At 54.5% G+C, this 21,590-nt stretch carries 23 protein-coding genes; 7 read left to right on the top strand and 16 right to left on the bottom strand.

Features of this window, described 5'->3' with window-relative positions:
- Positions 1-62: 62 nt before the first annotated feature.
- From NP590_RS10815 to orn, 3 genes are all read right to left on the bottom strand, one after another.
- Positions 63-443, bottom strand: a complete 381-nt coding sequence (locus NP590_RS10815) for a group I truncated hemoglobin (RefSeq protein ID WP_256602394.1) — start codon at positions 441-443, stop codon at positions 63-65.
- Positions 444-591: 148 nt separating this feature from the next.
- Positions 592-1,863, bottom strand: coding sequence for a serine--tRNA ligase (gene serS, locus NP590_RS10820; RefSeq protein ID WP_256602395.1), 1,272 nt, complete (start codon positions 1,861-1,863; stop codon positions 592-594).
- 93 nt (positions 1,864-1,956) lie between these two features.
- Positions 1,957-2,502 (bottom strand): oligoribonuclease, encoded by a 546-nt coding sequence (orn, locus tag NP590_RS10825; protein ID WP_256602396.1) that lies wholly within the window; start codon positions 2,500-2,502, stop codon positions 1,957-1,959.
- A gap of 103 nt (positions 2,503-2,605) precedes the next feature.
- Here orn and NP590_RS10830 point away from each other — a divergent pair, with 103 nt between their 5' ends.
- Together NP590_RS10830 and rsgA are read left to right on the top strand one after the other, a co-directional pair.
- On the top strand, positions 2,606-3,856 hold the full coding sequence (locus NP590_RS10830) for a M48 family metallopeptidase (protein WP_256602397.1): 1,251 nt from the start codon (positions 2,606-2,608) through the stop codon (positions 3,854-3,856).
- Positions 3,856-4,746 (top strand): ribosome small subunit-dependent GTPase A, encoded by an 891-nt coding sequence (gene rsgA / locus NP590_RS10835; RefSeq protein WP_256602398.1) that lies wholly within the window; start codon positions 3,856-3,858, stop codon positions 4,744-4,746. The genes NP590_RS10830 and rsgA overlap by 1 nt, the downstream gene beginning before the upstream one ends.
- A 168-nt stretch (positions 4,747-4,914) precedes the next feature.
- Here rsgA and NP590_RS10840 read toward each other — a convergent pair whose 3' ends face one another.
- Positions 4,915-5,253, bottom strand: a complete 339-nt coding sequence (locus tag NP590_RS10840; protein WP_256602399.1) for a histidine triad nucleotide-binding protein — start codon at positions 5,251-5,253, stop codon at positions 4,915-4,917.
- A gap of 158 nt (positions 5,254-5,411) precedes the next feature.
- Here NP590_RS10840 and purD point away from each other — a divergent pair, with 158 nt between their 5' ends.
- Entirely contained in the window at positions 5,412-6,683 is a 1,272-nt protein-coding gene (gene purD / locus NP590_RS10845; protein WP_256602400.1) for a phosphoribosylamine--glycine ligase, read from the top strand.
- A gap of 255 nt (positions 6,684-6,938) precedes the next feature.
- Complete coding sequence (locus NP590_RS10850; RefSeq protein ID WP_256602401.1) at positions 6,939-9,593, top strand: sensor domain-containing protein; 2,655 nt, start codon at positions 6,939-6,941, stop codon at positions 9,591-9,593.
- Positions 9,594-9,599: 6 nt separating this feature from the next.
- On the opposite strand, the gene NP590_RS10855 is transcribed toward NP590_RS10850, so the two are convergent.
- Together NP590_RS10855 and galU are read right to left on the bottom strand one after the other, a co-directional pair.
- Complete coding sequence (locus NP590_RS10855) at positions 9,600-10,934, bottom strand: ATP-binding protein (protein WP_256602402.1); 1,335 nt, start codon at positions 10,932-10,934, stop codon at positions 9,600-9,602.
- Between the two features lie 123 nt (positions 10,935-11,057).
- Positions 11,058-11,939, bottom strand: coding sequence for a UTP--glucose-1-phosphate uridylyltransferase GalU (gene galU / locus NP590_RS10860; RefSeq protein WP_256602403.1), 882 nt, complete (start codon positions 11,937-11,939; stop codon positions 11,058-11,060).
- A gap of 143 nt (positions 11,940-12,082) precedes the next feature.
- On the opposite strand from galU, the gene NP590_RS10865 reads away from it, so the two are divergent.
- Both NP590_RS10865 and NP590_RS10870 read left to right on the top strand, forming a co-directional pair.
- Positions 12,083-13,393, top strand: a complete 1,311-nt coding sequence (locus NP590_RS10865; protein ID WP_256602404.1) for a TolC family outer membrane protein — start codon at positions 12,083-12,085, stop codon at positions 13,391-13,393.
- Positions 13,394-13,445: 52 nt separating this feature from the next.
- Complete coding sequence (locus NP590_RS10870) at positions 13,446-13,835, top strand: hypothetical protein (RefSeq protein ID WP_256602405.1); 390 nt, start codon at positions 13,446-13,448, stop codon at positions 13,833-13,835.
- Between the two features lie 67 nt (positions 13,836-13,902).
- Here the strand turns inward: NP590_RS10870 and NP590_RS10875 are convergent, their stop codons facing one another.
- The gene (locus tag NP590_RS10875; RefSeq protein ID WP_256602406.1) at positions 13,903-14,718 is read right to left on the bottom strand and encodes a GlcG/HbpS family heme-binding protein; all 816 of its coding nucleotides are present in this window, start codon (positions 14,716-14,718) and stop codon (positions 13,903-13,905) included.
- Positions 14,719-14,862: 144 nt separating this feature from the next.
- Here NP590_RS10875 and NP590_RS10880 point away from each other — a divergent pair, with 144 nt between their 5' ends.
- Complete coding sequence (locus NP590_RS10880; RefSeq protein ID WP_256602407.1) at positions 14,863-15,507, top strand: HEAT repeat domain-containing protein; 645 nt, start codon at positions 14,863-14,865, stop codon at positions 15,505-15,507.
- A 9-nt stretch (positions 15,508-15,516) separates the two neighbouring features.
- On the opposite strand, the gene NP590_RS10885 is transcribed toward NP590_RS10880, so the two are convergent.
- From NP590_RS10885 to nrdR, 9 genes are all read right to left on the bottom strand, one after another.
- A complete protein-coding gene (locus NP590_RS10885; RefSeq protein WP_256602408.1) occupies positions 15,517-16,014 on the bottom strand; it encodes a phosphatidylglycerophosphatase A family protein in 498 nt (165 codons plus the stop codon).
- On the bottom strand, positions 15,998-16,933 hold the full coding sequence (thiL, locus tag NP590_RS10890; RefSeq protein ID WP_256602409.1) for a thiamine-phosphate kinase: 936 nt from the start codon (positions 16,931-16,933) through the stop codon (positions 15,998-16,000). The genes NP590_RS10885 and thiL overlap by 17 nt, the downstream gene beginning before the upstream one ends.
- Positions 16,933-17,376, bottom strand: coding sequence for a transcription antitermination factor NusB (gene nusB, locus NP590_RS10895; protein ID WP_256602410.1), 444 nt, complete (start codon positions 17,374-17,376; stop codon positions 16,933-16,935). Before nusB ends, thiL begins: the two co-directional genes overlap by 1 nt.
- Entirely contained in the window at positions 17,376-17,852 is a 477-nt protein-coding gene (gene ribH / locus NP590_RS10900) for a 6,7-dimethyl-8-ribityllumazine synthase (protein WP_256602411.1), read from the bottom strand. The genes nusB and ribH overlap by 1 nt, the downstream gene beginning before the upstream one ends.
- Positions 17,853-17,873: 21 nt before the next feature.
- Positions 17,874-19,016 (bottom strand): bifunctional 3,4-dihydroxy-2-butanone-4-phosphate synthase/GTP cyclohydrolase II, encoded by a 1,143-nt coding sequence (gene ribBA, locus NP590_RS10905; protein WP_256602412.1) that lies wholly within the window; start codon positions 19,014-19,016, stop codon positions 17,874-17,876.
- Positions 19,013-19,669 (bottom strand): riboflavin synthase, encoded by a 657-nt coding sequence (locus tag NP590_RS10910; protein ID WP_256602413.1) that lies wholly within the window; start codon positions 19,667-19,669, stop codon positions 19,013-19,015. The genes ribBA and NP590_RS10910 overlap by 4 nt, the downstream gene beginning before the upstream one ends.
- Before the next feature lie 79 nt (positions 19,670-19,748).
- The gene (locus NP590_RS10915) at positions 19,749-20,000 is read right to left on the bottom strand and encodes a hypothetical protein (RefSeq protein ID WP_256602414.1); all 252 of its coding nucleotides are present in this window, start codon (positions 19,998-20,000) and stop codon (positions 19,749-19,751) included.
- A 16-nt stretch (positions 20,001-20,016) separates the two neighbouring features.
- The gene (gene ribD, locus NP590_RS10920; protein ID WP_256602415.1) at positions 20,017-21,114 is read right to left on the bottom strand and encodes a bifunctional diaminohydroxyphosphoribosylaminopyrimidine deaminase/5-amino-6-(5-phosphoribosylamino)uracil reductase RibD; all 1,098 of its coding nucleotides are present in this window, start codon (positions 21,112-21,114) and stop codon (positions 20,017-20,019) included.
- On the bottom strand, positions 21,111-21,563 hold the full coding sequence (gene nrdR / locus NP590_RS10925; protein ID WP_256602416.1) for a transcriptional regulator NrdR: 453 nt from the start codon (positions 21,561-21,563) through the stop codon (positions 21,111-21,113). Before nrdR ends, ribD begins: the two co-directional genes overlap by 4 nt.
- Positions 21,564-21,590: the final 27 nt, after the last annotated feature.

Here is a 21,590-nt window from a genome sequence, read left to right on the forward strand (position 1 = left end):
GTTATTTTTTACGCGCCGGACTGGCTGCGGGATCGAAAAGACCCCGCGCCCCCTTGACAAAACTACTTGCCCAAAACCTCGCCACGAACCGACTCTACTATAGCCGCAGCCTCTTCTATTAATTCAGCAGGTACATTCAATTGCCGCATGGTTGAACCCAAGTGCTCCATAACGATATCAAAATGCGAGTCATTCAAACCCATGGCAACCAGCCTGGCATGCCCGTCTCGCAATGAGCGCCCCGTATAATCGTTCGGACCTCCGAAAGCTACCGTCATGAAAGCCTTCAAATGGGCAACCTGCTTCGGCATATCGGTTTTATCGAAATACCGATTGATTCGATAATCGCTTAATACCTTATCGTAAAAAATATCCACGGCCGCATTAACCGCCGCTTCGCCGCCCAACCGCTCGTATAACGACGCAACCTCGTTTTCACTCATGGTACCTCCTCATAAATGTTGTTTTTATAATTTATGACCGTCCGCATCCGCAAGAACAAGCCCTCCAGACAGAGTCGATCAACGAAGATGATACTACCGATTAGTTTTGATCCAAAACCGATCCAGTTGTCCGTGTATTTCTTGTCGCTCAACCGATACGATCAACACCTCCCATATATGCTCGCAATACTTCGGGCACGGTGATTGTGCCGTCCTGGTTTTGATAATTTTCCATCACGGCAATCAGAGTCCTACCCGCCGCCAAGCCCGAGCCGTTTAGTGTGTGCACCAACTCCGGCTTACCCGTCTCGGGATTGCGCCAGCGCGCTTGCAAGCGTCGCGCCTGAAAATCCTTGAAATTACTGCAGGACGAAATCTCGCGATACTTTTGCTGGCCCGGCAGCCAAACTTCCAAATCATAGGTTTTCGACGATGAGAACCCAGTATCGCCGGCACACAGCAAGACCTTACGGTACGGCAAATTCAGCTTGCGTAAAATCGCTTCCGCGTGCGCGGTCAGTTCTTCATGCGCCCGAGCCGATTGCTCCGGCGCGACAATTTGCACCAGTTCGACTTTTTCGAATTGATGTTGGCGTATCATACCGCGCACATCACTGCCGTAAGCCCCCGCCTCGCTGCGGAAACACGGCGAATGGCAGACATATTTCAGCGGCATCTGCTTGGCATCGACAATCACGTCGCGCACGATATTGGTGACTGGTACTTCGGCGGTCGGAATCAGGTAAAAAGTCGGATCGTTCCTGACGGTGAACAAATCCGCCTCGAACTTGGGCAACTGGCCGGTACCGCGCAAGCTATCGGCATTGGCCAGGAAGGGTACATAAGTTTCCTGATAACCATGCTCATTGACGTGCGTATCCAACATTAGTTGAATGATGGCTCGCTGCAACGTGGCAAGCTTACCCGCCAAGACCACAAATCGCGCGCTGGCGATTTTTGCGCCCAACTCAAAATTCATGCCTAGCGGCTCGCCTAAATCCACATGATCCCTAGGTGTAAAATCAAACCGGGGCAATTCGCCCCAACGGCCGATTTCGACATTATCCGCATCGCTCTTTCCAGCCGGCACGGCCTCATCCAGAATATTGGGCAGGCCCTCCATAATGGCGTTCAACTGCGTTTGAATCTCGGCCAATTCGGTTTCCGCGGCCTTGAGTTGATCGCCCAAATCCGCCACCTGATTCAGCAGCGGCTGAATGTCTTCGCCCTTGGCCTTGGCCTGACCGATCGCCTTGGAACGGGTGTTACGCTCGTTTTGCAACTCCTGGGTTTTAACCTGAATGTCTTTCCGGCGGCTTTCCAAGGCCAGATAATTATCGACGGCGAATTCCACGCCGCGTCTATTGAGTTGTTGTTGCACGAATTCCAGTTCGCTTCTGAATAAACGAGGATCTAACATAGGAGGGAATTACCTGGTTTTTAAAAAAATAGGGATTTGGGTTTACGGCCGACAAGCGCGTCGAACATTGGATTTAACCGAAGATTCCAGATCTTAAAGCCTGAAAAAATGCTCTCGGTAATACTTTAATTCTTCTATGGATTCGAGAATGTCATCCAGGGCTTTGTGAGTGGCTTTTTTACTGAAACCATCCTTCAATTGCGGCGCCCAACGCCCGGCCAGTTCTTTTATTGTCGATACATCAAGATTGCGATAATGAAAATATTCTTCCAGCTTGGGCATGTGCCGGTACAAAAAACGCCTGTCCTGACAAATGCTGTTCCCGCAAATCGGCGATGACCTGGCCGGCAACCAATCAGCTAAAAATTCCAGCGTCAATCGCTCGGCGTCCGCCGCGGTGATGCCAGACTCCCTGACCCGCTGAATCAAACCGGACTGGCCATGGTGGCGCTGATTCCAGTCATCCATCGCCGCCAGTGCCGCTTCGGATTGATGAACCGCAAGGACCGGACCTTCCGCCAACAAATTAAGATTTTTATCGGTGACGACCGTGGCGATTTCGATAATCAAGTCGGTATCCGGATCGAGCCCGGTCATTTCCAGATCGATCCAGATTAGATTGTCAGCATCCTGAGCCATTTTTATTTCCGTTAAGGCTTGTAGATTAATAATGTTGCGGCAAATTGTAGCATTAGCTACCCTGTACCGCTAATTGTTAACCCCCCTCCACCAATCCGTATCGATGAACACCTTTACAGTCATATTTTTATTCGCCCTGACCCTTTCCTACAGCGTCCAGTTTTGGCTCTCGGCCCGACAAAAAGCCCATGTTGCCAGCCATCGTAACGAAGTACCCCTGGCTTTCCGGGACCGGGTGACATTGTCCGCGCACCAAAAAGCCGCCGATTACACCATCGAAAAAAGCAAACTGGGCGACATCGATGGAGGGGTCGGCATGTTGTTTTTACTATTGCTGACCTTGGGCGGCGGCATCAGCCTGGCCTTCGACTTTTGGTCGACATTCGATTTATCACCCATGTGGGCCGATTTAATTGCCGTGGCCAGCATCTTTATCTTGATGACGCTGATCGAAATCCCGTTCAGCCTGTATCAAACCTTTGTCATTGAAGACAAATACGGCTTCAACAAAAACACTCTGCCGCAATTCGCCAAGGACCAACTCATCTCCATGGGCCTGACCCTGGGGATAGGTCTGCCGATTCTGGCCCTGATTTTATGGGTGATGTCCAGCATCGGCAGCCTGTGGTGGCTATATGCCTGGGCCATCATCATGTCTTTTTCGCTGTTGATGAGCTGGCTGTTCCCAACACTGATTGCACCGCTGTTCAATAAATTCACCCCGATGCAGGACGGCAGCCTGAAAGACCGCATCAAAAACCTGCTGGAGCGTTGCGGCTTTAACAGCCAGGGCATTTTCATCATGGATGGCTCGCGCCGTTCCGGCCATGGCAACGCTTACTTTACCGGCTTGGGCAATAACAAACGCATCGTATTTTTCGACACCCTGGTCAATTCGCTGGATGAAGAAGAACTGGAAGCCGTTTTAGCTCACGAACTGGGCCACTTTAAATGCAAACATGTGATCAAAATGTTGATCGCCTCTTCGGTGATGACGCTGATCAGCTTTGCGGTATTGGGCTGGCTGATCACTCAGGCTTGGTTTTTCGACGGCCTGGGCGTAGACACTCATTCCAATGCGGCGGCCCTGTTACTGTTCATGCTGGTATCGCCGGTATTCACCACCTTCATGCAGCCGATCAGCGCTTACTTTCAACGTAAATTCGAATTCGAAGCCGACGAGTTCGCCACCCGACACGCGCAAGGCAGCAAAATGATCAGCGGCTTGGTCAAACTCTATGAAGAAAACGCCAGCACCTTGACACCCGACCCGATTTACTCGGCCTTCCATTACAGCCACCCGCCAGCGGCGATCCGAATCGCTCACATCGAAGAAAAAATGCAGACTGCCTGATGACCTCTCTCGGGGAAGGCTTGGTTATCGCCCACCTTGGCAAGGGCATTGCGGTGGAAGTGGGCGAACAAATCGTTCTTTGCCAAACCCTGCGCAAACTGGATACGGTGGTGGTGGGCGACCGGGTTTTGCTGTCGCAGTCCGCTCCGGACCAAGGCCGCATAGAGCAACTATTACCGCGACGCTCGGTGTTGCAACGGCCCAGCCGCGGCGATCAAATCAGGCCTGTCGCCGCCAATATCGACACTATTTTCGTAGTCTTCGCCGCCGAACCGGATTGCGATTTTTTATTGTTGGACCAATATCTGGCCATCTGCGAAAACTGCAATATCGACGCCTCGCTGGTCTTCAACAAAATCGACCTGCCCTATTCGGAGTCGGTCGAACTGGAACTGCAAAACTACCTGACCCTGGGCTACACCCTATACCGGGTCAGCGCTAACCGACAAGTCGGCCTCGACACCTTGCGGCAGGCTTTATCGCAGCGAACCAGCATGTTTGCCGGCCAATCCGGAGTAGGCAAATCGTCGCTGACCAATACCCTGTTACCGGATAAAACCCTCAAAATCAACAGCGTATCCGAAACCACCCGTCACGGTCGCCACACCACCACCGCCGCCACGCTGTATCATTTACCTAGCGGCGGAGACTTGATCGACAGCCCCGGCGTGGCTATTTTCGGCTTGGCAGGCTTGTCGGAGGCGCAACTGGCCTGGGGTTACCGAGAGTTTCACCCCTTTATCGGCAAGTGCCGCTTTAACGACTGCCGTCATGTCAACGACAAGGACTGCGCGGTACGCGAGGCAGCAGAAAGCGGCCTGATATCGAGCAGCCGTTATTATCGCTTCTTGAAGTTAAGAGAAAAAATGCCGCCCGCCAATCGCCTGTAACGCCGGATAAACCATTTTGAAAACTCATCGGCCGCGATAACCTGCTGTCCGGCCGCCACCAACTTCAAGCGGAAATCTTACCCTCCCCACCTTTATCGCGCGCCTATACGGTCGTCGCCCATGGGCTTATGGCTTATTAGCGACCGGGGGGGGGGCAAATCTGCGTCATCAACCCGGCGGCCATGTCATGCGCCGACCGCCGATAACATGCAAATGCAAGTGATGCACGGTTTGGCCGCCGTCATCGTTGCAATTGAATACCGCCCGATAACCCGATTCGGCGTAGCCCTGCTCTTCCGCGATACAGGCGGCGATTTTGAGCATATGCCCTCCCAGGGCCGCCTCCCGCAAGGCGTTCAAATTCGCGATATGCAGTTTGGGCACCACCAAGACGTGCATGGGTGCCTGCGGATTGATATCCTTGAATGCCAGCACTTTTTCATCCTCAAACACCACATCCGGTTTGATTTCACCGCTTACCATTTTGCAAAAAAGACAGTCCGTCATAGCAACTCCCAAAATTTATAAAAAGCATTATCCGATATGAATCGTCGCACGGCGCACGCTAACACGGCCGCCGCACAAATTCCAACCCACCCCGGCAAATCCCGTTAAAATTTGCCGAAAAATTTTAAACCATCCATCAAACCAAGGTTTTGTATCCCATGAGAATTTTGATCGTCGGCAGCGGTGGCCGTGAGCACGCCCTGGCCTGGAAAGCCAAACAATCCGCCCATGTCAGCCAGGTATTCGTCGCCCCCGGCAATGCCGGCACCGCACTCGAAGCAGGCGTGGAAAACGTCGCCATCCAGGCGGACGATATCGCCGGCTTGTTGAATTTCGCTCAAGCCCGCGACATCGGCTTGACCATCATAGGCCCTGAAGTGCCGCTGGTGAAAGGCGTGGTGGACGCCTTCAATGCCGCCGGTCTGGCTTGTTTCGGCCCGACCGCGCAAGCGGCGCAATTGGAAGGCTCCAAATCGTTCTGCAAGGACTTCATGACTCGCCACGGCATCCCCACCGCGGACTATCAAACCTTTAGCGACCCCGAACCGGCCATTGCCTATATCCAGCGCAAAGGCGCGCCGATAGTGGTGAAAGCCGATGGCTTGGCGGCCGGCAAGGGCGTCATCGTCGCCCAAACCAAACAACAAGCCATAGACGCCGTGCGGGACATGTTGTCGGGCAACAGTTTCGGCGAGGCCGGCCACCGGGTGGTGATCGAAGAGTTTTTGGCCGGCGAGGAAGCCAGTTTCATCGTCATCGCCGACGGCTTGCACGCGCTGCCGATGGCCACTTCGCAAGATCACAAGGCCCGCGACAACGGCGACCAAGGGCCCAATACCGGCGGCATGGGCGCATACTCCCCCGCCCCCATCGTCACTCCGGAGATACACCAGCGGGTGATGGACGAAGTCATCATCCCCACCCTAAAAGGCATGCGCGATGACGGCAACGAATACACCGGCTTTTTATATGCCGGCTTGATGATAGGCAAAAACGGCAGCATCAAGGTATTGGAATACAACTGCCGCTTCGGCGACCCGGAAACCCAGCCCATCATGATGCGCTTGCAAAGCGATTTGGTGGAACTCTGCCTGGCCGCCCTGAACAAAAGCCTCGATCAAATCGGCACCGAATGGGACGCACGCCCGGCCCTCGGCGTGGTATTGGCGGCGGGCGGTTATCCGGACGACTACGCCAAGGGCCATGTCATCAGCGGCTTACCCAACGACAGTACCGACTGCAAGGTTTTTCACGCCGGCACCCAACAACAAGGGGCCGACGTCGTCACCGCCGGCGGCCGGGTGCTGTGCGCCTGCGCCCTGGGACAATCGATTGCGGACGCCCAAACCAAAGCCTATCAGCTATGTAGGCAAATCGACTGGCGGGATATGTATTACCGCACCGACATCGGCTTTAAAGCCATAAGCTGAAACTTGTTCTGCCGCTTGACGGACAATACAAACCGCATAACTTGATTCCATTTACGCCATCCGCAATCAAGCGCTTGATTGCCTGGGCAAAATAACCTGAAAAGCTCTTTGATATTGGACATTGGTACGTTTTACCTCGCGGCTGTTTTGTAAGAGAATGCCTACAAAATGGCCGCTATCGATACTCCGCGCATCGATAACGAAACAGCACGCCGAAGCACCACGCCTGGAAAATCAAAGAGTCCGATTCACGTCTTGAACAATACGCTCATCACCCGCCTGCAAGCCCTAAACAAATGGCAAATCTGGCTGAGCGCCGTAATATTGGCGGTCGCGATGACATTGCTGATTGTCGCCGGCATGAATTTCCTGCTGGAGGGCCGGTTAACGGCCAATTACCTGTTGACCGGTCTAGTCGCCTCGCTTGCGGTGGCAACGGCCGTCAGCGGTTTAATTATCTATTTTTTGACCTTACTTGCCCAAATACAGCAGGACAAGCGCCACCTAAACGCCATTATCGCCGCCTGCCCCATCCCTATTGCCTTAAACGACGACGCGCACAATATTGTGCTGATGAACCCGGAATTCAGCAAGGTATTCGGATTTAGCCAAGACGACACCCCAACTCTGCACGCATGGTGGTCGAAGGCATATCCCGATGCGGATTACCGGCAAGAGGTGGTCGATACCTGGCAAGCGCGCTTGGACGCCATGCAAGCCAACGGCGGAAATTTCGAACCTCTCGAAGTCAGAATTTGCTGCAAAAACGGCACCATCAAAACCGCGCTGGCCACGGCCACCCCGCTCGAGCCGGTTTATACGGGGCTGCATATGGTGATCCTGTACGATATCACCGAAACAGCCCGCACGGCCGCGGAGCTGCTGCAATCCCGCAACATATTGCAATCGATCATAGAAACCATACCGATGCGGGTTTTTTGGAAGGACCTGGACTCGCGCTACCTGGGTTGCAACACGGCATTCGCCCAAGATGGCGGCGAATCCGGTCCCCTGGGCGTGATCGGCAAACTGGATTTCGATCTGACCTGGAAAGATCAGGCCGATTTATACCGATTCGACGACCAACAAGTCATGCGGGCCAGCGCGTGCAAACTGGCCTACGAAGAACCGCAAACCACGCCGAACGGCCAAACCATCTGGTTGCGCACCTCCAAAACCCCGCTGCGCGACAACCAGTCCAATGTCATCGGCGTGCTGGGCGTTTACGAAGACATTACCGACCGCAAGCAAATAGAAAATGAACTGTGGCTGGCCAAAGCCATACTGGATAAAAGCAACACCGCTTTTTACAGGGTTAGCTCCGACGGCACCGTGCAATACGCGAATGCCTACGCCAGTCAATCCCTGGGTTACTCGCCTGAAGAATTGACTGGCATGCATCCTTGGGATTTCGATCCCAACTTCCCCGCCTCGGCTTGGCCCGAAGTCTGGCGTCAACTGCAAAACCAAAAGACCTTGCATTTTGAAACCCGCCACCGGCGCAAGGACGGCGGTTTGTTCGACGTCGCCATCACCGGTCATCACATCGTTTTCAACGGCGAGGAATTCAGTTTCACCTTTGCGCAGGACATTAGCGCCCGCAAACGCATCGAAACGGCCCTGGCGCAAAAAGAAGGCTATCAACGCGCGCTGCTGGACAACTTTCCCTTCGGTGTCTGGCTAAAAGACCCCCAAAGCCGTTTTCTGGCAGTCAACCAGGTGTTTGCCCGCTCGTTTGGAGCTCCCAACCCGGATGCCTTGATCGGCAAAACGGATTACGACATCGCCGGCAAAAATTTCGCCGATGCCTACCGGGCGGACGACGCGGCCGTCATGCTATCCAGACGACAAAAAATAACCGAGGAACAAATTGTCGGCGCGGACGGGCAGAAATGGGTGGAGACTTTCAAGGCCCCGGTTATCGAGGAAAGCGGGACCCTATTGGGTACGGTCGGATTTTTCCGGGACATCTCGGAGCGCAAATCAGTGGAAATTCAATTACGCATCGCCGCCACCGCTTTCGAGTCCCAGGAGAGCATGGTGATCACGGACCACGAAACCGTGATCCTGAAAGTCAATCGGGCCTTTACCGACCTGACCGGCTATATGACCGAAGAAGTCGTCGGCAAAAAAATGAATATTTTGCGCTCCGGCATCCATGATGCCGGTTTTTACGACGATATGTGGTCCATCATTGCGAAAACGGGCTATTGGCAAGGCGAAATCTGGAATCGGCGCAAAAACGGCGATACCTATCCGGAATGGCTCACCATCACCGCCGTCAAGGACAACACCGGCCGAATCACGCATTATGTCGGCAGCATGCAGGACATCACCAGCCGCAAGGAAATCGAAGAGGAAGTCAGGCACTTGGCTCATTTCGATGTATTGACCGATTTACCCAACCGCACCCTGCTGACCGATCGCTTGCACCAGGCCCTGGCCCAAGTGCGCCGGGAAAAAGCCAAGCTGGCGCTGATGTTTCTGGATCTGGACCGGTTCAAGCCGGTCAACGACACCCTGGGACACGGCATCGGCGACCTGCTGCTGGCCGAAGTCGCCAGGCGCTTGCAAACCTGCATCAAGCGCGAAACGGACACCGTGGCCCGCCTCGGCGGCGATGAATTCGTGATTCTGCTTTCCCGTATCGATGACGCCAGAGAGGCGACCCTGGTTGCGGAAAACGTTGTGCACACCTTGAATCAACCCTTTATCATTGAACGGCACACCATCAATATTTCCACCAGCTTGGGTATTGCGCTGTATCCCTCTCATGGCATCGACGCCAAAACCTTGCTGAAAAAAGCAGACAATGCCATGTATCAGGCCAAGGAGGCCGGACGCAGTTGTTTCAGGTTTTTCCAGGAAGCGGAAAAAAGCAGCCGCCCGGCCCGCCAATCCGACGGTTGAGCTTGTTTAGCCGCGTCTGTCCGCGCATTCGTCGCCAATAGGTATCCAGGCGGTGATGCGCATGCCGGCGCCGGGCCGCGAGTCTAACAAAACTTCTCCAGCCAGGGATTTAACCCGCTCCTTAATACCGCGCAAACCGAAACCGCGATTAAGGTTTTGCAAGTCGCAGCCCCGCCCATCGTCGGATACCTTCAAACACAATCTGCTCTCGCCGGCCGGCCTGTGCAGATCGATCCGGACCCGCCGGGCCCCGGCATGACGAATAACATTGGTCAGGCACTCCTGTATCACCCTGAATATTTGCCGGGTGATGTTTTTATCCAGGCCGTCCACTTCGTCGCCGCAGTCGATACTTAATTTCAAATCCGGATTTCGTTCGGACCAATGGTTAACCATCTCTTCCAAGGTCGCTTTCAAGCCCAGTTCGGTCAAAATCAAGGGGTGCAATTGTTGCATCATGGAACGCAACACCAAAGTCAGGTGATCACAAATATCGCCTATGGTGGCGGTAATTTTACCGACATCGGCGTTAGGCCGGGCGGCAGTGACGGCCATGACCTTGATGGCGGTCAGGGACTGACCGAACTCGTCGTGCAGTTCCTGGGATAAATGCTGGCGCTCTTCTTCCTGAATGGCCAAGGAATGCTGAGTCAGGTCGCTGTTTTCCCGACGGGTCTTTTCCAATTCCAGCGTCATATGATTGATGGCTTTGGCGATACCGTCGAACTCATCGGTGGCAAAGGACGGCAACTGGTGCTTGTACTGCCCGGTTTCGATGATGCGCAATGCCTCGACAATCACGCCGATGGCTTGCAAAGACTTGTTGAGAACCAGATTGACGACAAGGAAACTCAGCAGAGTCAATAGAGACAAGGAACTGAAAAAACTCAGGCTTTCATGCCAGACTTCGGTAATTTCGTCCAGCGGCTGGGCTTCGATGATCAAGGTCAAGGCCTCCCCGCTTTGCGTCTCGATCCGCTGTTCGACCTTGGGATACTGGCCCTTGACCGCGCGGATGAACCAGGCCGGCGGCATGTCCTCCGCGCGGCTGGCTTGCGGTTCGCCGGCGAAATGCACCAACCGCCCGTCCGCCTTTAGCAATTGCATGCTCAGATGGCGGGTTTGCCGCAGCGCCCGCAAGCGGGACAAATCCTCGGGACTTTGCAACGACGAAATATCGGCCATGCCCAGGGTAACCAGCTGTAGCGCCAAGTGGATGGAAGCTTCGACCTCTTTTTCGACCGCCTGTCTGGCCTGCCAAATCGCAATCGCCCCGCCCAACAGCAGGATACACAGCGACGACAACAGGATGCGAAAAATAATCTGATAACGCAGACTCATGACAAGCGGCCCAAGACAAACCGCCTATTATCGTCGGCTCTCGGCCCGCCGGCCATGGGAAAAAATCATTTTATGCGCGGCCATGCCGGGAAACCGGCGGCAACCGGCATCCCGGCATGATGGTCAGATTTTAGCTGTCCGTTGTTTCAAATAATCGGCAAACTCGGATTTGATTTCCGCATGTAACAGACCATATTCGACGTTGGCTAGCAGGAAGCCGAATTTCGAGCCGCAATCGTAGCGGTTGCCTTTAAATTCGTAAGACAAGACTTGTTCGTCCCGCATCAAGGCCGCAATGGCGTCGGTCAACTGAATTTCGCCGCCCGCGCCGCGGCCGGTGGTTTCGATTTTCTCGAATATGGCCGGGGTCAGAATATAACGGCCAACTACGGCAATGTTGGACGGCGCCACTTCCGGCTTGGGCTTTTCGACGATGGATTTCAGCTTGCCGACGCCGGGCAAGGTCTCGGTATGCTCGACGATGCCATATTTATGGGTTTCCTTGGGATCGACCCGCTCGACGCCCAAAATACTGCTCTGTTGTTGCTCGAACAAATCCACCATTTGTCGCATGCAACCGCGGCTGCCGTCTTCTATCAGGTCATCAGGCAAAATCACCGCAAACGGCTCATCGCCGACTACCGGTTTAGCGCAATGCACCGCATGCCCCAGGCCCAAAGCCTCGGCCTGACGCACGAACACGCAGGACACATGCGGCGGTAGCAATTCGCGCAACATTTTCAACAACTCGGTTTTACCGCTTTTTTCCAGCTCTTTTTCCAGTTCGTAGGATTTATCGAAGTGATTGGGAATCGAGTCCTTATTGCGGCCGGTGACGAAAATCATGGTATCGATGCCGGCGGCGATGGCTTCCTCAACGGCATATTGGATCAGTGGCTTGTCGACGACCGGCAGCATCTCCTTGGCCACGGCTTTGGTGGCGGGCAGCGAACGGGTGCCGAGTCCGGCGACGGGGAAAACGGCTTTGGTAACTTTTCTGGTCATGGTAGCTCTTTGAGTTGGTTTTTTATTTTGACGAATCCATACTGAGGGCCTAACCTTATGCAAAACTTAAATTAAGCTGCAGAAGTATCTGTATTTTAGGCCATAATAGATAATAATTTCATTCTTCCGCACGAGATATTGTAATGACACGAACGTTGGCGACGCTGATCCTGGCATCCATTCCCCTGAAGTTTGCTTATGCCGAAGACCTGATGGAAATTTATCGCTTGGCCGTGCAAAACGACCCCGAAATCAAGATCAGCGACATCAATCAATTGGCTACCGGCGAAATCAAGTCTCAAAGCATAGCGCAAATGCTGCCCAAGTTGGGTCTGTCCGCCGGCAGCACCTGGAATCGTCTGAACAATGAAAAGCAAAGCTTTTTGGGTACCGGCCTGCAGCACTATTTGGACAACTTGCTGACCGTCAACCTGACTCAGCCGGTATTCAACTGGAGCCATTGGGTGCAATTGGACCAAGCGGACAATAAGATTGCCCAGGCGGAAGCGCAATTTCAAGCCAAGCAACAGGAACTGATGACCCGCACCGTGGAAGCCTATTTCAACGTGTTGGCGGCCAAGGATAACCTGGAATTCGTCATGGCGGAAAAAACAGCCATCGAAAAACAACTGGAACAAGCCAAGCAACGCTTCGATGTGGGGATTATTGCCATTACCGATGTTTACGAGGCCCAAGCCGGTTTCGACCGAGCCATGGCAGCAGTTATCGAGGCGGAAAATCTGCTGGATAATCGCAAGGAAGCCCTGCGGGAAATCATCGGCGACAATGTGGTGGATTTGAAAAAACTGCCGGAGGACATTCCGTTGAGCCCCCCCAACCCGGCCGATATATCCGCTTGGGCCAATACCGCCGAAAGCAATAACTTTTCGATTGTGGCGCAGGTCAATCAGGCCGAATTCATCCGCAAAAATATAGAACTGCAACAATCCAAGCATTTACCGACCCTGGACATCGTCGCGCAATACCGGCAATCCGATAACGGCAACCAGTTCGGTTTTCGCGGCGACAACGAAAGTGTCGGCCTGCAATTCAACCTGCCCTTGTTCGAAGGCGGCGGCACCGTGTCCCGCACCCGGCAGGCGGAATTCGAATACGAAGCGGCCAAGGAGGAATTGACCAAGGTCAAGCGCGGCGTTACCCGCGGCGTCAAGGACGCCTACCGCGGAGTGCTGTCCAGCATCGACCAGGTCAAGGCCCTCAAATCGACCACCGCATCCGGCCAACTGGCGGTAGAAGCCGCCGAAGCCGGTCTGGAAGTCGGCACCCGCACAATGGTGGACGTGCTGGCCATTCAACGCAATCTTTACAAAGCCAAAAGCGACTACGCCCAAGGCCGCTACAATTATCTGATCAACGGCGTTAAGCTCAAACAGACCGCCGGCAGTTTAAGCGAACAGGATTTATTGCAAATCAACGAATACCTGAAAAATTAGACCTTGCGCCGCCCCGCATGCGCACCTTTCAATGTCTGATCCGGAGATAATCATGAAAAAACCCTTTGTTTTCTGCCTGCTTTTTTTACCTGTCGGCGCAACGGCCCAAAACATGCCGATGTCGGAAGCGCAAATGCAGCAATTGATGCAGCAGGCCCAAACCATGCAAAACTGCATGGCCAACATCGATGAAGCCGAAATGGAAGCATTCCAGCAAAAAGCCGAAGCCATGGATGCGGAAGTCAAGGCCCTTTGCGCCGAAGGGAAACGCGACGCCGCCATGGCGCGCGCCATGGCATTCGGCAAGGAAACCGCGCAAAGCAGCATCATGCGGGACATGAAGAAATGCGGCGAGGGCATGAAAAATCTAATGCCGAACCTGCCTAAAACCGCGCAAACCCCCGAAGATGGCGGAAAACCCCGGCATATTTGCGATGAATAAACAAAAACCATAAGCATAATAAAGGGCGATTTTCATCGCCCTTTTGCATGACCGCTCAGCGTATTTGTTATGGCAACGGAGCTTCAAGCAATACTTGGTCGTTATCGGCTTGAGAACTGGCTGAACAGGTTGGATGGCCGAATCCCTCGGCACTGACGCCATCCACTATGTCAAATATGATGTTGTCTTTATTGTTCCCCGCCACGCCGGAAGGAACGTAGTCAAGAGCCAAAGTGTGACGAACCCGCCAAGCGATATTATGATCGGCGCACGATGTATCGCCGCTGACGCCAACCGCCCCGACCAATTTGCCGCTTTGGTTGTATAGCGCCAAGCCGCCGCCGAACACGTTAATACCGCCGACTCTGCGCCCTGTCATGGGATCGTCCCGGCGTCCGAATTTTGTGGAATTTCCGGCATAAGCCCAATTGGTATCGACGGGGTTGCTATGTTGCAAGCCATACAAACTACCACCTGGTTGCGTCGCGCTATACAGATTGGCGGTGGACAAGGCCAAGCCGCCATCGATACTGAAGGCATTTGCCGTATAAGCTTTCTGGGCCGAAATGACCCGACTACCCAACCATTGCTGATTCAACTGCGCAGCGGATTTGGCGACGGCACAAACCACGCCTTTTGTATTGACCACGGTGGCCCACATATTTAAACCGAGACCGCCATTAGTTTTACTTTGCGCAGCGATAATCGCACTTTCCAGTTCGGCGTGACTAACGGGGCAAAAATTCTCAGCCTTGCCTTCGCCTTTGTGTTTCAGCTTGTCATCGAAACCTTTGTCATCTTTACCCTTGCCTTTGTCCGCAAAGGCAGCGGATGAAGTCATCAATGCAAAAATCGATACACAGAGTAATAGCTTTTTATTCATAATTTCACCTCGAAGCGGCTTTCGCCGACATAAAAAAATATTTATAATTCATATATTTAAAAAATCCCTCACAATGCTTCGGCATTCTAGAATCTAGTTGCCGCATCGTCAACTGCCTAAAAGTCTGAATGTAATTAAAATTAAATGAAATTAGTAAAAGTAGTTTTTATATCGTCTATTTTTACAGCCATTGCTTATGCGGGCTATAAAAATAATTTTCTCCAATTCCTGATTGACGCTTACCAAAACACGGAAATTACGGCAGTTGACAACCCCGAGCCGTCCAAACAACGACACCCCCCGGAATTCAACGCCAATCAGCAGGCCGATCTATTGATTCAGCAACAATATCAAAAAATTCTGTCGGAACAAGCGGAGGAATTGGAGGATGAATTAACGGACGGCGAGAAATTACAACTCGTGGAAGCCGCATTACGGGAACTTGCCAACGCCGACGATGAATACGACAGGGAGCAAGCCATTATGACCTTGGGAACATTAAGCGGCAGCGAAGCAAAGCAAGGCATCCTGGACGGACTTCGGGACGAATCCGGCATAGTGGTATCCCAGGCGATTCGCCAAATCAACCAATGGCGGAATACCGATGAACGCACCGAGATGCTGCTGATCGCCCTTCGGCACGTTGACGATGACGTTGTCGAACAAACCCTGCTTGAAATCAACGCCGTGGAAGACAAAAAGCTGCTTGCCCGACTGAATCAATTAAGCAAACACCACAATCCGAGCATCCGCGCGGCCGCCGAACTGGCACTGAATTTGGCGCCCTAATGCAGAGTTTTAAAATAGCGTATTCAATACCAGGGCAGCCAACAAACCCGCCGCCACATCGTCCAGCATGATGCCCATACCGCCCTGGACATGCCGGTCCAGCCAGCCGATGGGCCAGGGCTTGACGATGTCGAATAATCTGAACAGGGCAAAACCGGCCAACAAAGTTTGCCAGGAAAAAGGTAGCCAGCACATGGTGATCAAAAAGCCGGCAATTTCGTCCCAGACGATGCCGCCATAATCGTGCACTTGCAACTTTTGCGCGGCCTTATCGCAAATATAAACGCCACCGACAATACCGGCCAAGGTAGCAAACAGGTAGAGCCAGCCGGGACCTTGCAGTAACAGTAAATACAAGGGCACCGCCGCCAAGGTGCCGAAGGTACCGGGCATTTTCCCGCTTAAACCCGATCCGAAACCAAAGGCCAGAAACAACAGTGGATCCCTGACGATTTGCGCCGCGCTCAAACGGCTGTTGCCGTAATGGTCTCTAAGAAAAATGCTCAAAACCCGTCGCCTCAAATGCTTCGATGTTGCCTGCCCGCTGCAGGCGCAGGCCCGGATCCGCCTCTATCATGCCGATGTAATGACAACCCGCGGGCAATTGCGGAACCCGTTCGGCGGGAACGGTGAAACACAGTTCGTAATCGTCCCCGGCCGTCAGCGGCATTTGCCAATCGCCGGTTTGCTCGATGTATTGCCCTACCTGCGCGGACAGGGGCAAACGCTCCCAAACCAGACAGGCACCTACCTGGCTTTGCGCCAGAATATGTCCCAAGTCGGCGGCCAAGCCATCGGAAATATCGATGCAGGCATGGGCCAACTCGCGCAGGACCAGTCCTTCGGCGATGCGCGGCACGGGCCGGTTAAAGCAGCGTAACGGCAATTCCGGCTCCGCGCAGGCAAAACCTTGCTTGATTTTCAAACCCAAGCCGGCGTTGCCGACTTGACCGCTGACGAAAATCAGGTCGCCGGCCTTGGCGCCGGAACGCAACAAGGCCTTGCCCCTTGGCACGGCGCCCATGGCTTGCACGGTCAGGCTCAAGGGCCCGGAAGTGGTATCGCCGCCGATCAGATCGACGTCATACCATTGAGCCAAGCCGATAAAGCCGTCGGCAAACGCTTCCAGCCAGCTTTCATCCACTTTCGGCAAGGTCAAGGCCAGCGTCACAGCAAAGGGCTCCGCGCCCATGGCCGCCAAATCGCTTAAATTGACCGCCAGCAATTTGTGACCTAACAGGTAGGGATCGGCATCGGCGAAAAAATGCACGTTTTCCACCATGGTATCGGTCGTGACGGCCAATTGAGCATCAGGCGGCAAATTCAACAAGGCGCAATCGTCGCCCACGCCCAACCGCGTAAACGGATGTTGCGGCGTTCGCAAGACGAAGTAACGCTGGATCAGGTCGAATTCAGCCAAAGCCATTAGCGTTGCGGCTTGGCCTGTTTGGCGGCAATTTCGACGGCGCGGTGTTTTTGCGACACCTTATCCAGTATGCCGTTGACATATTTGTGACTGCCTTCCGCGCCGAAATCCTTGGCCAGATTGACGCCCTCGTTGATGATGACCTTGTAGGGCGTTTCCAGGCGGTTGATCAATTCATAGGCGCCGATGCGCAGAATGGCTCGCTCCACGGGATCGATTTTTTCCACCGGCCGGTCGACGAATTCAGCCAACGCGGCATCGAGCTCGGCCAGTTGCTTGGGAACGCCGTGAAACAGCTCGCTGAAATAGGTCTTCTGCGCGCCTTTTAAATGCTCTTCTTCCAGAAAATAGCTTTCGATGCGGGTCAGGCTTTCGCCGCTCATTTGCCACTGGTACAAGGCCTGCACCGCGCACTTGCGGGCATTGGTTTTTGCTTGACTCATTAAACGCCCATGGTATTGAACAGACTCACCATTTCGATGGCGGACAACGCGGCTTCCGCGCCTTTATTGCCGGCCTTGGTGCCGGCGCGCTCAATGGCTTGTTCGATGCTGTCCACGGTCAATACGCCGAAACTGACCGGAATATCGTATTGCAGCGCCACTTGGGCGATACCTTTCACGCATTCGCCGGCCACGTATTCGAAATGCGGGGTACCGCCGCGAATCACCGCGCCCAGGGCAATAATCGCATGGTATTTTTTACTGGCGGCCACCCGCTGCACCACCATGGGCAATTCGAAGGCGCCCGGCGCCTTCACCAGGGTAATATCGGCTTTATTGCCGCCATGCCGGACAATGGCGTCGATGGCGCCGGCTTCCAGTTGCTCGACGATGAAGCTGTTGAAGCGCGAGGAAACGATGCAAAATTTGCCGCCTTGGGCGGAAAGATGACCTTCCAGAGTAGTGACTGCTGTCATAGGATTACCTTCGTTAATGGATTAAATACTGTCTATAGCTTGCGGGCCGCTGCAAACGGCGGTGTCGATATGCTCCACCACTTCCAGATCGAAACCCGACAAACCGATATATTTTTTCTGCGTGCCCATGACCTTCAGACGCCGCACGCCCAAATCGGACAAAATCCGCGAGCCGGTGCCGGTGGTACGCCAATCGGCGTCGGCACTGAGATCCCGGCTGTTTTTGATACCGTGGTCCTGCATCTGATAAGCGTGAATCAGCTCCACAAGGGCCTTGTTGTCTTCCTTCTGCCGGATGATCACCAACACGCCGCGCCCGTCGGCGGCAATTTTTTTCATGGCTTCGCGCACCGGCAAACTGCAATCGCTGCGTAGCGAAAAAAACAGATCGTCGATCAGGTTGCGCGCATGCACCCTGACCAACACCGGCTCGTCACCGGCCACGTCGCCCATCACCAGGGCCAAATGTACGTTGTCATCGTTGCGATCTTGATAGGCATACAGGCGGAACTCGCCGAATTCGGTGGGATAAATGCATTCGCTGATGCGTTCCAGGGTGTTTTCGTGCTTGATGCGATAATGGATCAAGTCGGCTATGGTGCCGATTTTCAGATTGTGCGTTTCGGCAAAGGCTTCCAGATCCGGACGCCGGGCCATCGAGCCATCGTCGTTCAAAATCTCCACGATTACCGCCGCCGGCTCGACGCCCGCCAAACGGGCCAAATCGCAGCCCGCTTCGGTATGGCCGGCCCGGTTCAACACGCCGCCGGCCTGCGCCATCAATGGAAAAACATGGCCGGGTTGCACCAGATCGCTGGGTTGGGCAGCCTTGGCTACCGCCGCTTGTATCGTCAACGCCCTATCGGCCGCCGAAATCCCGGTGGTCACACCTTCGGCCGCTTCTATCGATACGGTAAAATTGGTGGTGTAGGGGGTTTTGTTGTCGTTCACCATCAAGGGCAAGCGCAATTGCTGGCAGCGTTCGCGGGTCAGCGTCAGACAAATCAAGCCGCGGCCGTATTTGGCCATGAAATTGACGTCTTCCGGACGGGTAAACGCCGCCGCCATCAACAAATCGCCTTCGTTCTCGCGGTCTTCATCGTCCATGATGATGACCATTTTGCCTTGGCGCAAATCCTCGATGATTTCTTCTATGCTGTTCATTTGATAAAGCCGCTGTTTTGTAATAAGGCCTCGGTGACGCCGGGTCGGCATTGCGCCGCCGCATCGCCCCGCATCAGGCGCTCCATGTAGCGGGCCAACAGATCGACTTCCAGATTCACTTCATGGCCGACTTCGGTACTACCCAGGGTGGTTTCCGCCAAGGTATGCGGCACGATGTTGACCGAAAAATACGCCCCCTCCACATTATTCACCGTCAAGCTGATGCCGTTGATGCAGATCGAGCCTTTCTCGGCGATATACTTGGCCAGACCGTCCGGCGCCTTGAATTTGAACCGCATGGAGCGGCCGTCGGCCTGTTTTTCCACCACCTTGCCGATGCCGTCCACATGGCCGCTGACGATGTGGCCGCCCAGCCGGGTGGACGGGGTCAAGGCCAGTTCCAGATTCACCGGCGTGCCGGGTTTGGCGGATTGCAGCGTGGTGCGCGACAAGGTTTCGTTGGAAACGTCGGCGGCAAAAAAATGCTCGCCGAGTTCCACGGCGGTCAAACAGACGCCGTTTACCGCTATGCTATCGCCCAAATGGCAATCATTCAGATCGAGCTTGCCGGTATCGACCTTCAAGCGGCAATCGCCGCCCCGCTGACGGACGCTGGCAATATGGCCCATGGCTAAAATAATTCCGGTAAACATTCATCCTCGTTGGGTTTTGGGTAAAGTATTCATGGATTAATCCGCGCGTGGCGTCGGGACCCGCAATTCGAGCACGGACTCAACGCGGCCCGGACTCCGGCGCCGGGGCTTTTTGCGCTTCCTTGGCCTTTTTTTCCGGCTCGCGGTAAACCTTAAACGTCTGCATGGTTCCGGTATGGTAATCGTAAACTTCGATTTCGTGCTCTTCGAGTATCAGTTTTCCTTCCCTGAAAATCAGTTTGCGCGAACTTTCGGTTTCAGTGTCGCTGTCATCCCCGAAAGCGGTGCCGAACAACAGCAAACCGCCAACCAAGCAAGCCCAAAGTTTCATTCGATACCTCCCAAAATCAAGCGCGCCGCGGCCGATACCGCAAACGCAAATCCGGTCCGATTTGCCGGGAGTCCAGCAGCTCCAGCTTGACTTTATCTTCCATGCGATGCAATTCGGGAAACCGAAACAGACCGCGGGCGCTGTCGCCCAAAATACAGGGCGCCACATACAACAGCCATTCGTCCACCAGTTCCGTTTGCAGCAAGGCACCATTCAAGCTTGCGCCGGCTTCCACCCAAACCGTGTTGATTTGCTGCCGCGCCAACAACTTGAATGCCGCGTTCAAATCGACCCGGCCCATGCGGCTGTCCACCGTCCAGACCTTGCAACCGGCATCCCGCAGGCGCATCTGTTTGGCATGATCCTCATGACAGGCGATCACCCAGGTTTCGCCGGGCAGTTGCAGCATCCCGGCATTCAGCGGCATGCGCAAATGCGAATCCAGCACCACCCTGACCGGCTGTTTGACGGCAAAATCCACTCGGGCATTCAGGGACGGGTCGTCGGCCAACACGGTATCGATTCCGGTAACGATGGCACTGCTTTCGGCCCGGAATTTTTGCACGTCTTGTCTGGCCTGTTCCGAGCTAATCCATTGGCTTGCGCCGTTGGCCAGCGCGGTGCGGCCGTCCAGACTCATGGCCAGCTTGCTGCGCACGAACGGCAAACCGCTCAGCATGCGTTTGATAAAGCCGCGATTCAATTGCTCGGCGTCGGCCCGCAACAAACCGCAACTAACCTCGACGCCGGCGTCGCGCATTTTCCGTAGACCGTTTCCCGCCACCAGCGGATTAGGGTCCTGCATGGCCGCTACCACGCGGCGGATGCCGGCCGCGACCAAGGCTTCGCAACAGGGACCGGTACGGCCGTGATGGCTGCAGGGTTCCAGGCTGACATAAGCGGTTGCGCCACGAGCCAGGGCCGGGTCGGCCAGTTTGGCCAAGGCATCGACTTCGGCGTGCGCCTGCCCGGCTTGCGCATGCCAGCCCTCGGCCAGAATTTGCCCGTCCTTGACCAACACACAACCCACCCGCGGATTGGGATCGGCGGTATAAAACCCATTCCTGGCCAGTTGCAGGGCCCTGGCCATGAAGCCGGCATCGGCGGCACTCATCTCTGCTTAAGCTGCTCTATCATGTCGGTGAATTCGCTGACATCCTGAAAGCTGCGGTACACCGAGGCAAAGCGCACGAAGGCCACATGATCCAACGCGCTCAACTCCTTCATGACCAGTTCGCCCAATTCATCGGCATGAATTTCGCGCTCGCCCTTACCCACCAAAATTTTCTTGATCCGGTTGATGGCCGCTTCGACCGCATCGACATTCACCGGACGCTTTTCCAGCGCCCGCTGCATGCCGGCGCGTAATTTGGCTTCGCTAAAAGCTTCCCGGGCTCCGTTGCGCTTGATAATCGGCGGCAACGTCAACTCCACCACTTCAAACGTGGTAAAGCGCTCCTTGCAAACCGCGCACTCGCGCCGGCGCTTGACCTGGTCGCCCTCATCGGCCAAACGGGTGTCGATGACCCGGGTATCTTGTGCTGAGCAAAACGGACAACGCATTCGATTAGGCTAAAAACCAAACTGTTA

The organism is Methylomonas subterranea (assembly GCF_024505185.1).
Taxonomy (GTDB): domain Bacteria; phylum Pseudomonadota; class Gammaproteobacteria; order Methylococcales; family Methylomonadaceae; genus Methylomonas; species Methylomonas subterranea.